The sequence below is a fragment of the Aureibaculum algae genome, from assembly GCF_006065315.1.
GTDB lineage: Bacteria > Bacteroidota > Bacteroidia > Flavobacteriales > Flavobacteriaceae > Aureibaculum > Aureibaculum algae.
Genome location: NZ_CP040749.1, coordinates 745,016 through 758,109, shown reverse-complemented (window position 1 = coordinate 758,109; position 13,094 = coordinate 745,016). Strand labels below are relative to the sequence as shown.

8 protein-coding genes are annotated in these 13,094 nt (G+C 31.4%); 5 read left to right on the top strand and 3 right to left on the bottom strand.

Going from position 1 to position 13,094, the window contains the following annotated elements:
* Positions 1–8 precede the first annotated feature (8 nt).
* Complete coding sequence (locus FF125_RS02980) at positions 9–1,733, top strand: RagB/SusD family nutrient uptake outer membrane protein (RefSeq protein ID WP_138948383.1); 1,725 nt, start codon at positions 9–11, stop codon at positions 1,731–1,733.
* A gap of 241 nt (positions 1,734–1,974) precedes the next feature.
* Complete coding sequence (locus FF125_RS02975) at positions 1,975–3,390, top strand: alkaline phosphatase (RefSeq protein WP_138948382.1); 1,416 nt, start codon at positions 1,975–1,977, stop codon at positions 3,388–3,390.
* A 129-nt stretch (positions 3,391–3,519) separates the two neighbouring features.
* Here FF125_RS02975 and FF125_RS02970 read toward each other — a convergent pair whose 3' ends face one another.
* The 3 genes from FF125_RS02970 to FF125_RS02960 form a co-directional block, all read right to left on the bottom strand.
* Positions 3,520–4,062 carry a hypothetical protein gene (locus tag FF125_RS02970; RefSeq protein ID WP_138948381.1) on the bottom strand — a complete coding sequence of 181 codons (543 nt, stop codon included), beginning with the start codon at positions 4,060–4,062 and terminating at the stop codon, positions 3,520–3,522.
* A 204-nt stretch (positions 4,063–4,266) separates the two neighbouring features.
* The gene (locus FF125_RS02965) at positions 4,267–5,370 is read right to left on the bottom strand and encodes an endonuclease/exonuclease/phosphatase family protein (protein ID WP_138948380.1); all 1,104 of its coding nucleotides are present in this window, start codon (positions 5,368–5,370) and stop codon (positions 4,267–4,269) included.
* A gap of 676 nt (positions 5,371–6,046) precedes the next feature.
* On the bottom strand, positions 6,047–6,649 hold the full coding sequence (locus FF125_RS02960; RefSeq protein WP_138948379.1) for an RNA polymerase sigma factor: 603 nt from the start codon (positions 6,647–6,649) through the stop codon (positions 6,047–6,049).
* A gap of 117 nt (positions 6,650–6,766) precedes the next feature.
* Here FF125_RS02960 and FF125_RS02955 point away from each other — a divergent pair, with 117 nt between their 5' ends.
* The 3 genes from FF125_RS02955 (at position 6,767) to FF125_RS02945 (ending at position 13,065) form a co-directional block, all read left to right on the top strand.
* Positions 6,767–7,912: a FecR family protein gene (locus tag FF125_RS02955; RefSeq protein WP_138948378.1), complete on the top strand. Its 1,146-nt coding sequence runs from the start codon at positions 6,767–6,769 to the stop codon at positions 7,910–7,912.
* A 136-nt stretch (positions 7,913–8,048) separates the two neighbouring features.
* Positions 8,049–11,435 (top strand): TonB-dependent receptor, encoded by a 3,387-nt coding sequence (locus FF125_RS02950; RefSeq protein WP_138948377.1) that lies wholly within the window; start codon positions 8,049–8,051, stop codon positions 11,433–11,435.
* 10 nt (positions 11,436–11,445) lie between these two features.
* A complete protein-coding gene (locus tag FF125_RS02945) occupies positions 11,446–13,065 on the top strand; it encodes a RagB/SusD family nutrient uptake outer membrane protein (protein WP_138948376.1) in 1,620 nt (539 codons plus the stop codon).
* The last annotated feature ends 29 nt before the right edge of the window (positions 13,066–13,094 follow it).

Genomic DNA, 13,094 nt, shown 5'->3' with positions numbered 1-13,094 from the left:
CAAAAACAATGAAAAATAATATATACATAAAGATTTCACTTATAGCTCTCTTTCTATTTTCTTCTTGCGAAAAATTAGATTTACAACCAATATCATCAACTTCATTATTAGAGGATGAAGTTTATTCAACTTATGATGGTTATTTAGGTGTATTAGCAAAATGTTACGCATCATTTGTGCTTCAAGGCCAAGGAGATGGTGACGTCGATATTTCTAAAAATGGAGGAAGAAGTACATTTAACCGTGCCCTGTATTATTTGCAAGAATGTCCAACTGACGAAGTTTTATTTCACTCATCAAGTGGAAATGGAACTTGGACTATGATAACAATGAATTGGAACCCAGCCACGGAGATTGTTGGTAATATGTATTATCGACTTTGGATTTCTGTTGCACTATGTAATGAGTTTATTAGAAAAACAGAAAAAGACGTCATGGAGGACTATGGTGTTTATAACGAGGCTAAAAATGATGTTGGTCAATGGCGTGCAGAAGCTCGTTTTTTGAGAGCTTACTGTTATTATCTTCTTTGTGATCTATATGGATCAGTAGGTTGGGTAGATGATTCGTCTCCCAATGGAACATATCCAGTACAGAAAACTAGAACTGAAATATTTAATTATGTAGAAAGTGAATTACTGGATATTGAAGATCAGTTAATGCCAGCTGATAAAAAAGTATTTGGTCGAGTTAATCAAGTGGCTGCTTGGTTTGCTTTAAGTCGACTGTACTTAAATGGGGAGGTTTATACGAAAAAAGATTACTATGAGCAGGCATACAAATACTCGAAAAAAGTAATTGATAATTCAAATTTTTCGTTAGCTCCTAATTACATTGAAAACTTTTTGAAAGATAATGATGGTAGTCCAGAAATTATTTGGGCACAACCACATGATGCTGATAATAGTCAGAGTAGTGGAGGAACAAATTTTTTAATTAAATATTCAAGTCATAAATTTATGATAAATCAAGGATTGGAGTTAGGTATTACAAATGACAGTCCCTGGAATATAAATGGACGTTTAAAAACCAACTTAGTTAATAAATTTGATCTTGACGATCAACCTTATGATCCTTCTGACCCATGGTGTGATAATAAAAAAGATAAACGAGCTTTATTTTATGGTGGACCACTTACCGGCGATCAAAGTAAATCACCAGTTCAACCACATCAAAAGGAAACTTGGAGAGAAGGCAAGTCTTTTGAAAAAAATATTACTCTTGGATATACCTTTACAAAATGGAGAAATGTAACTAAAGATAGGATGAGCGGAGAAGAGCAAAGAGAATCGAACGTTAGTGTAGCATATCCAATGTTTAGAAAGGCTGATGCTTATCTTATGGCGGCAGAAGCTATTCTTCGTGGGGGAGGAGGCTCTAGGACAGAAGCATTAAATTATGTAAATGAAGTACGGAACCGTGCTTTTAATTCAGGTAATTATTTTTCAAGTAAAAATATTGCTAATGGAGCTATTTCTGATTATGAATTAAACCTCGATTTTATTCTTGATGAACGAGCCCGGGAATTATGGACTGAATGTGTAAGACGTACTGATCTTATTCGTTTCAATAAATTTACAAAGGGATATAATTGGGATTGGAAAGGTCAGGAGACATCTAATAATACAGATCACGAAGGTAAAGATGTTGATGATAAGTACAATCTGTATCCCATTCCACAAGATGACATACTGTATAATCCTAATTTAACTCAAAATCCAGATTATTTGTAATTTGTTAAATGTATTTAGAAGTTAAAGATACTGCTTACACGTAGTTTTATAAGTAAGGTTATAAATATTTTAATAGATAGGATAGTGTCATACTATTCTATCTATTACTTAACATGTTTTTATATACATATTAGAATACTCCGTTTTCTAATTATTAAAGGCTCATGCTTTGCATTACTACTTCAAAAACTAAAAGATTAGACGGATTGTATGAATAACTTTTATTAAAAATAATAGAATAATGAATAGAAGAAAATTTTTCAAGAAAGGATCGCTACTTACGTTAGGAGCAACTTTATTAAATCCTATCAATATTCTTGCTAGTGGTAACAATAATGAATTAGCATTTAGGGGAAAAAAAGCTAAAAATATAATTATAATAATTAGTGATGGGATGAGTATAGGTACCTTAAATATGGCAGACTTATACCTCTCTAGAAAAACGGGAGTGGGGACTAATTGGTTACAATTGTACAAGGATAATCTGGTAAGTAGAGGGTTAATGGATATGGCTTCAGCAAGTTCTATTGTAACAGATTCTGCCGCTGCAAGTTCTTCATGGGGTGGAGGTGAACGTGTTTATAGCGGTTCTATAAATATGGGTACCAAAGGAGAAACTCATATGCCATTATGGCAAAAATTTAAGAGTGTAGGAAAAAAAGCTGGGTGCGTAACAACTGTGCCAATTACTCATGCAACTCCAGCAGGATTTTGCGTAAATGAAAAGTCACGACACGCTCAAGATAAGATAGCAGAAAAATACTTAGAGCAGAAATTTGATGTAATGATGAGGGGTGGTGATAATTATTTTTCTTCCGAGAAAAGGAAAGATAAAAAAGATATGTATGGTAGTTTTATATCTTCCGGATATCAAGTAGTTAAAACTAGGAAGCAGATGATGGAGGCGGAAGATAATAGACCTATTCTAGGCGTCTTTTCGGAAGATGGCTTACCTTATTCAATAGATAGAGAGAACAGTAAAGAACTACAGCAAAATGTTCCGAGTTTAGCTGAAATGACTCAGAAAGCAATAAGTTTGATGAAAGATAATTCTAAAGGGTTTGTACTTCAAGTAGAAGCAGGAAAAGTAGATTGGGCAGCACACGGAAATGATATTTCGGGTCTTATTGGAGATCAGGTTGCTCATGATGAGGCCATAAAGGTAGCTATTGATTTCGCAACTAAGGATGAAGAAACTTTAGTGATTATAACCACAGATCATGGTAATGCAAATCCAGGTTTAATTTACGGTAATGAAGCTAATGATAATTTTGATTCTATTCAACATTATAAACATACCAATGATTGGATTTTAAAAGGTTTAGGAAAAGAAACTTCTATGTCTCGAATAAAAGAACGTGTAAAATATGCCAATGATGTTATCCTTTCTGATGATGAGGCGAAAAAGTTATTAAGTTATTATACCGATTTAAAAACTGAAGATGGATTGTACAATCCCAGACATCTACCTTTTAAAGTATTAGCCGAAATTCAACAACAACATAATTCGGTAGGTTGGATTAGTATGAAACATTCGGCTGATTATGTAGAATTAGCAATGTTTGGACCAGGAAGCCACATGCTAAAACCATTTATAAAAAACACAGAATTACATTATTTTATGCTAGAAGCGGCAGAAGTTGAGAATAATTTTTAAAAAGAATGATATTTATTTTACATCGCCATAAGTTAAAAGTTTACAGTTTTACATTTGACTGTAGTTTTGAGTTAGTAGGAAAGCGGAGCATGTCTCCGCTTTTTTTTATAAGAATGAAAAGGCGTAATCTTACCAAAATTTCCACCAAGGTTTTAATTCTAAATTAGTTGATTTCATCTTTTTATTTGGTTTTATAACTTTCACAAAATAATAATCGTTTAAATCTAACTCTATAAAATGATAAGTTTCTAGCTTTTTATTTAATTTTTTCACATGACCTCCAAAATCAAAATTATAATTCTCATTAATTTCATTTGCAACACTAACTTCATCTACGCCAGTATCATTCTTTGTCATAAACAATTGGATCCAATTTCCTGTTTTGAATACTAGATCATCTGTTATATTTTTGACTTGATAAAACCCTCTAATTTTAGGTTCAAAATTATCCAATTCAATAGGGAGGTATAGGCAATTTACAAAATATGAAAATCTATCAAAATCAGGTAAATTTGTAAAAACGATTGAATATAAATCAGAGTTGTCTTTTTTACGATAAAGATTGATTTCGTCTGTAAAACCTGTGTTAGAATAAAGGTTTGCTAAGTCTTGAAGTGCTTTTAGAAGATCACTTTCTTTTACGTTTTCAACATAAATATAATTATCCTGCATTGGTCGTGAGTTTTAATAATTCTGTTTCCAATTGAGAAATTGTCTTGTACACTGTTAAGAATCTATTTTCTCTTTTATTTTTCTTAAAAAGTTTCATTTTTTCTTATTCACCACAGCTTATGTATATCTGTATTTTGAATCTACCCTATATGTCTTCAAATTATTATTTTTATTGATTGGATTATCAAATTAACTTCCAGTATATTAATTCAACTTACTTTTCAAAAATTCATCAGATGAATCTATTTCAATTTCAATCCAAATTGGATTATGATCTGAAATTTGATTTCGCTTCCAGTATTGATGATAATATTTTTCAAATGTTTCATCAGAAACTAAAGTGGTTGGATCATCTTTATGTGCTAACATAAAATTATGATATGCCTTTCTCTTATCTTCTGTATAAATTACCTCAAACGGTTTGTACACGTTTCCATTTTCTTTTCCGTCTTTATCTTTTACCAAATGAAAAAATGTTTTATCAACATTTAGGAATATTCTATCATAAACTTCTGATTCACTTACATTAGTAACCTTATCTACTAAATTTTCAGCCTCTCTAAAATCAGTATTATTAATTAATTCTACAATATCATCATCATTCTTATATAAGTTAGTATCTCCAAGCATGATTAAATTTTCATTCCAAAAGTGTCCTTTTTTTAGTTTCTCTTTTATGGCCTCCATTAAAAGTCGAACTTCTTCTATTCTTAATCTCTTATTGGAATCTGTTTTTCCTGGTTGTAAATGAATGTTTAATAAAGAAAATGATTTCCAACCTGCTATAAACCCTGTAATTGCTGGTGATCTTTTTAGTTGTTTTACCTCCGAGTTCTCGGTCAGTTTATCCCATAAAACAATTTCTCCAGACAAACCTGAAGGTTTCACTTTTCGAGAATCATAAATGTATGCAAATCGTTCTTTGTTCCCATCTGTTCCTTCCGTAATGTCCGTTATAGTATAAATCCAATTACTTCCTAGTAATCTCATTATGATGAACAGATCATCCAAACCAGATTTGATTTCTTGAATAGCCATGAGGTCAAATCTGTTGATTACCTCGGCGATATAAAAATAGGAGTCAGGAATTCTCTCTTTTAAATGTCCAAATTCTTTAATGTTCCAAGAAGCGAGTAAGAGACTTTTGTCCAAATTTTTACTTGGAATTTTTTCATTTAGATCAACTCGTAACTCAAGAACATCCTTTATTATTCTTTGTCTATCTTCGTTATTAAGTGAAGGAAAAATTAAAGCATAATCAATTTTCTTATCATCAGAGATTGGACGGAGATCGTTGTACCAAGGCATAATTGAGTGGTTTTATTTATAAATAAGTATGATTTAGCAACAATATTGTTAAGCACAGCAATTTAAATTAAATAAAATCATAAATCAATAGGATTTCCCCCCTTTTATATAGGGGATTTTTCCTGTTTCTCAAAATTCTTAATATTTTTCGGATTTAATTTTACTTTTTCTCCGAACTATTTTTGGAAATACTGACACCGTTAATTTATATATTTTTCGAAAGCCAAATCAGTTTCATTATTTAGTTATTAATCACTCAATAGATGCATGTCATATGTGAATATCACTATTTATTAGAGCGGTATTAAAACATGGTTAAGGATTAAGTAAAACGAAAAATTATGAAATTGTGGGAAGAGTTAATTCAAATTGGGTAATTGAAATGCCGACTAGAGAATTATTAGAAAAAGAGCTCTTAAACATGAAGTTATAGGCCTGCTATTTACAAAAGAAACTTCATTTTTACATTTAGATTAAAAAACTAACTATGTAAATTATTATTGAAGTAATTGTTCAAAGTATTTGTGAATAATTTAGCTTTAATTACATTTTAAGCATAACCTTATTGAACCACACAAAACAGCAAAATTTTTATTATAAATAATAAAACAAAAGTATAAAAATATTTTTTTGACAAAAGTCTTTATTAGTTTTCAAGCACTATATAACTCTTTAATCAATGTAAAACATTTATATTTTTTTCAAAAAGTATGATAAAAATCGTTTTGTACTTATCTCCTAATTTGTTCCTAATAATCGTATAAGCTTTTGACATTTGTGCTTCTACCGTTTTTACAGATATATTATAGTATTCAGATATTTCATTATATGTAAGACCTTCTTTTTTACTTAGAATAAATATTTTCTGACATTTGGGGGGTAATTTCTTTATTTCCTCCGTAACCAAACTTGACAAAATTTCATAAGTTTCAATGTCAACTTCTTCCATTACCTCAGATAATGAATCATAGTATTGCTGTTGTAATATTATTACTTTTTTATTCTTATGATACTCATTTATAAATTCATTATAGACAGATTTATACAGAAAACTGCTAATTAAGAGATTACTATTAAGTCTTTTTCTATTCTTCCAAACTTTTAAAAATACATTTTGAACAATGTCCTGAGCTATTGAATAATTTCCAATTAAAGTTAAAGCATAGGTATGTAATTTTTTATGATAACTATCGATTAAAAACATGAATGCCTTTTCTTCCCCTTTTATTAAATGTTCTATTAAAACAGCATTTTCATTAAAATCCGTTTTTATACTCATAATTTTTGATACAATAATTTTTTGCTGTTAATTCTTACAAAACTACAATAATTACATAAAAAAAATAAGGGTGTCTTAAATTTTACTTGTTATAGTAAATATTAGCATGATGTAAATATGAAATTACCAGAAATAGAAATTCTTATTATAAAGTATTTAAATAATTCAGCAAATTCATCTGAATTAGATATGATTAATAAATGGTTACAAAATCCTGAAAGTGAATTAACATTTAAAAAATATGTAAAAACCCACCTTGCTATTACTTCAGGCATGAACAATCCCGATAGCCAGAAAATAAAAGAAAAATTACAAGAACATATGCGTAAGGATAAAAGTATTTCATACCGTTTTCGCATAAATTCAGTATTAAAATATGCTGCCATAGCTATTCTATTTATGGCAATTCTATATTCATATCAGAAAGGATTTTTTAACACCAAAAGTTTAGAAGAAAATGTCCCTCAAATTACTGACATTACGTTAAAACTAGATAATGGTGCTATTGAAATTATCTCAGAAAATAAAAATTCCGACATCGTAAACCAAAATGGAGGTATAATTGGGATACACAAAGGAACTCAATTGATATATTTTAATGATGACTCTGGAGAAAAGTTAAAATTCAATACTTTAAATGTCCCCTATGGAAAACGATTTAATGTTGTTCTATCTGACGGTACAAATATCTTTCTTAATTCAGGTAGCTCTTTAAAATATCCTATAAATTTTTCTAAAGGTTCAAATCGACAAGTTTTTTTGAAAGGAGAAGCATATTTCGACGTTACCCACAATATAGATCACCCATTTGTGGTCACTGCCGACGAAATGAATGTGAGCGTATTAGGAACAAAATTTAATGTATCAAATTACGATGAGGATAATAAATCAGAAGTCGTATTAGTAGATGGTTCCGTGCGTCTGAATGTATCAAACAATAAAAAAATGTTGGAACCTAGTTATAAGGCTTCATTTAACAAAACGCTAAAAAGTATCGCTACGGAAAGAGTAGATACTCATGAATATACAGCTTGGATAAATGGTAATATAATTTTTAGAAACACCCCCTTTAATAAAATTATAAAAAAATTAGAACGTGCCTATAATATTACTATAGTTAATAATAATAAAAAGTTGGCGAATGAGAATTTTAACGCTACCATAGAAATTGACAAAGATACTATTGAAGAAGTATTAGGTTATTTTAATAAGATTTATTCAATTGAATTTAAAATAATAAATAACAAAATTATAATAAACTAAAATTATGATGCCTATGGGTAAAGCTTAATTCAACATCAATCAGTTTTAAAAAAAAAAATCGGAAAATGCTGTAACATTTTCCGACATAAAAAATGATTAAACTAACTTGAATAATCACTAATAAAAAATCAAAATTATGAAAAAAACAGTAAAGTCTAAGGACTATTTTCCTTGGGTCTTGAAATTTGACTTAAAAATGAAGCTATCTATTTTATTTTTGCTTACGATAAACCTTGTAATGCAGGCTAATACTTCTTATGCTCAGAAGACTAAAATTTCTTTGAGCGTAAAAAATACTTCAGTTGAAAAGGTTATAATTGAAATTGAAGCAAAAACTAAATTTAAATTCATTTTCAATACAAATTCAATAGATTTGACACGTCAAGTGTCCTTAAACGTTAACAAAGTATCTATTAAAGAAGTATTAAATTTACTTTTTAAAGATGAGCAGACCTCTTATGAAATTGACAATCGAAAGGTATTATTAAAAAAAAGTCTTAATAAAAACGACACGTTAAATCCCAAACCTTCGTCAACTTCTAAAAAGAAACAAGATCAAATTAATGGAACGGTATTTGGAGCTGACGGAGAACCATTATTCGGAGCCAATGTTATCGAAAAAGGCACGAAAAACGGAATAACCGTTGATTATGACGGAAAATTCTCAATAACAGTTTCAAATAACGCCATTTTACAAATTTCATTTATTGGTTATGAAACAAAAGAAATTCCAGTTAATGGTCGACAAACCATTTCAATAATATTGGATGAAAGTGCAGCTGCACTAGACGAAGTTGTCATTATTGGATATGGAACGCAAAAAAGATCTAAAGTAGTAAGTGCAATTGACCAAGTTAGTGAAGGTGCTTTTAAAGGAAGAGCATCAATAAATACGACCCAAGCTTTACAGGGTCAGTCTCCTAGCCTAACAATTCAACAACGCAATTCTGAACCAGGAGCAGGTCTAAGTATTAACATTCGCGGTATTAGCACTTTAGGAAGTAATGCTCCACTCATCGTAATAGACGGTATAGTTGGTGGTGATATCAATGCTTTGAATACAACCGATATTGAAAATGTATCCGTTTTAAAAGATGCTGGTAGTGCTGCTATATATGGTTCCAGAGCCAGTAATGGCGTAATATTAATTACTACAAAAAAAGGAAATAAAAACACTGCTATGTCCGTTTCATACAATGGGTTAGTGGGTTATAATTCACCTTACTACTTCACAAAACCAGTCCATGGGTATGAAAATGCCATATTAAGGAATGAAGCATCTTACAACTCAAATGAAAGCTCGGCTATCTTTACATCGGCAGAGATTGCAAAATTTAAAGCTGACGGTGACAATGAATGGTTTGCCAATGAAATTGTTAATGATGCTCTTCAACAAAATCATAATTTATCTGTTTCTGGTGGTAATGAAAACTCTACCTATTTAGTATCTGTAGGATACTTAAACCAAGGTAGTAATTTTGTGGGACCTGCAAAAGGAATGGAAAGGTATAATTACAGAATTAACCTCACCAATGAATATGGTAATTTCAAATTAACTTCTAACCTGTCGTATTCAAAACAAAAAATTATCGATCACTCTTCAAGTACAGGTAATATAATGGTAGATGCATTTCGGGTTCCTTTGTATTATAAGCAGAAAGATGAAGATGGCAACTATTTAACCAATGACATTCTTAATGAATTTAATTCATTAGGTATATTGGAGCAAGGTGGCTATAGGAAATACGATAATGATGATGTATTTGGTAATCTTTCTGCAGAATTAAAATTAACGAGTTTTTTAAAACTTAGGGGGGTATTTGGCGGTCGATTATGGTCAAGTAATCAATTTTCCAGAACTAAAACGGTTGATTTTTTTCCTAAAGGAGTGTATGGAGCTGATAACAACACCGATGATACAAGCCGAAAAAGTCTTGACTTGAACACTCAACTGATATTAGAGTTTGAAAAAATATTTATTCAAAAACACGAATTAAACGTTCTTGTCGGTGCATCTAATGAAAACCATTCAGACAGAGGAATAGGTATTTTCAAGAAATATACCGACCCAGATTTAGGAACTCCAACTTCTGAAACCGAAATAAGTGACAATTCATATAACTCGAACCAAAGTTCTTCTAAAAACAGTTTAAATTCCTTATTTGGCCGAACCGCATATAGCTTTGACAATAAATACTTTGCTGAAGTTAGTTTCCGTTATGACGGATCGTCTAAATTCAGAAAAGAAAAACGTTGGGGCTTCTTTCCTTCTGTTTCATTAGGTTATAATATTACCAATGAGGCTTTTTTAAATGATTATAAGCAAAAATTAGGTAATATAAAAATTCGTGCCTCTTATGGTATATTGGGTAATCAAAATGTAGGAAATTACCAATACCAAACTACTTATTTTACTTTTCAAAATGCTTACGGCTTCAATAATACCGGTGTTAGCGGTACTGGATACAATTTTGCCAATCCCGATATACAGTGGGAAAAAGCCGCAACTTTTAATGTAGGGACTGATGTCGATTTCTTTAGTAGTGCATTAACTTTATCTTTTGATTACTTTAACAAAGTCACTTCAGATATTTTGGTCCCACCTGCTGTACCTGGTGTTTATGGTTCCAATTTACCAGATTTTAATGCAGGAAAAGTAGGAAGTAAAGGATGGGAACTAAGTGTTACCTATAAGCATTATGGTAATTTATTCAAACATAGTCTTAATTTTAGTTTAGGTGATTCTAAAAATGAAGTATTAGATTTTCAAGGAAATGAAAAGCTAACCAGTGTAGCTGAATTACAAGTACTGTTGCGTGAAGGATTACCTTTCAATTCTTATGTAGGTTTAAAAAGGGATGGGATTTTTAATAGTATTGAGGAAATTGAAAATGCTGCTGTCCCTGAAGGATTAACTGTAGTTCCTGGTGACAATCGCTATGTCGATCTAAATAAAGATGGTGTAATCAATGATGAAGATAAATTTATTTTCGGAAACCCATTCCCGAGATTCACTTACGGACTAACTTATAATGTTTCCTTCAAGGGGTTTGACCTAAGTATGTTTATTCAAGGTGTTGGCAAAAGGACAATGATGATACGAGGAGAACTAGTAGAGCCTTTTCACGTTAATTATGGAGCAACAATGTATACACACCAGTTAGATTTTTGGACACCACAAAATACTGATGCCTACTATCCTCGTTTAGCCAATGCCGGAACTCAATCCATTACCAATAACTTTAGACGTGGTTCTAACATGTATTTATATGATGGCGCCTATGCGAGGTTAAAAAACCTCCAAATTGGTTACACGTTGCCAAAAGACGTTACTGAAAAATTAGGTATGAAAAGTTACCGTATTTACCTATCCGGTCAAAACCTTCTTACGCTTTCAAAAGTCAAGTTTGTTGACCCTGAACTTTCTGAATTTAACAGCAATTTGAGCTCATCAGGTGGGAATAGCGGTAGGGCGTACCCTACACTCGTTTATTACGGACTTGGATTGGACATAACCTTTTAACTCTATACTTATGAAAATTACTATAACACATAAAATTACAATTATTTCATGTATGGTCTTACTTTTGTTAAGTTGTGAGGAATTAGACCTTGCACCTGAAAATCAGTTCACAGACCTCACTTATTGGACAAGTATTAGTAAAGCTGAAACTGTCTTAAATACGGCTTATTCACAAATTCAAAACAGCAATTTCTTTTTTTATAATGAAGCAATTTCTGATAATGCCTATAATGGTAGAGGCGATATTGCTGGTGCCGCTTCTTTGGGTTCAGGAACCCACGACGCTTCTCTCGCTAGATTTAAAGATGAATGGAACAATAGATATGCGGGTATCAAAACCTGTAATCTATTATTGGAAAATATTGATCGTATTTCAAATACGGATGCCACAATCATTGACAGAATAAAAGCAGAAGCTAGGTTTTTAAGAGCCTTTCAACATTTTCAATTAATGACATGGTTTGGCGATATTCCGCTAATTGAAAAAGATTTAACTATTGAAGAAGCACAGACAATTAGTCGTACACCACGCGAACAAGTATTACAATTTATTTTAAATGAATTAGACTATGTAGCAACAGTATTGCCTACTAATACCGAATATAAAGAATCTGATCGAGGTAGAATTACTAAAGGAGCAGCTCTTGCTCTAAAAGCAAGAGTGCATTTATATGAAGGAGATTGGCAAGCTGTTGTTAATGAATGTGAAAAATTAATTAACACAACTGAAAATGGCTCTTACGAATTGTTTTCGTCATATGAAGGATTGTTTCTTCCTCAGAATGAGTATAATTCAGAAGATATTTTAAGTTTACAATATGTCCCTGAATATAGAACATGGAATGAATATTTCGATATGGCGCCACTTACAGCAGGAGCAAGATTAAATGCTATAGCTGCCACACAAGAATTGGTGGACAGTTATTTAATGATAAATGGTAAAAAAATTACCGATGTTGATTCTAATTATGACGAAAACAATCCCTATATAAATAGGGATCCAAGATTAACTTACACCGTAGTGTATGATGGATACCAATGGGAAAATCCTGAAGGAGGTACACAAACCATTTTAATAAAACCAGGTTCTAATACTGCCGATGAATATGTTCCAGGCTCTTCAGCCACACCAACAGGATACTATTGGCGTAAATATTTTGATCCAACTCATCAAAGCAGTTTGTCATCGGGATTAAATTTGATGCTAATAAGATATGCCGATATATTGTTAATGTATGCAGAGGCTAAAAATGAATTAAATTCATTTGATAAAACAATCTGGGAAACTACTATTAAGAGATTAAGAAACCGTGCCGGCTTTACAGATCCGCCAGCACTTAACTTTGATGCTTCATTGAATCAAAGCGACTTTCGTCTAATTATTAGAAATGAACGAAGAGTTGAGTTGGCCTTTGAAGGGCTTCGAATATTTGATATAAGACGTTGGAAGACTGCAGAAACCGTATTAAATGGATGGGCACATGGAGCAAAATTTGGTCCTATTTCTCAAGATGATGGATATATCAGAGCAAACCTTAGAACTTTTGATCCTAACAAGCATTATCTCTGGCCAATACCAAGAGATGAACGACTTATCAACACCAACTTAAGTCAAAATCCAGGTTGGTAAAATCTTAAATTCCAATAACATTAAAAAAA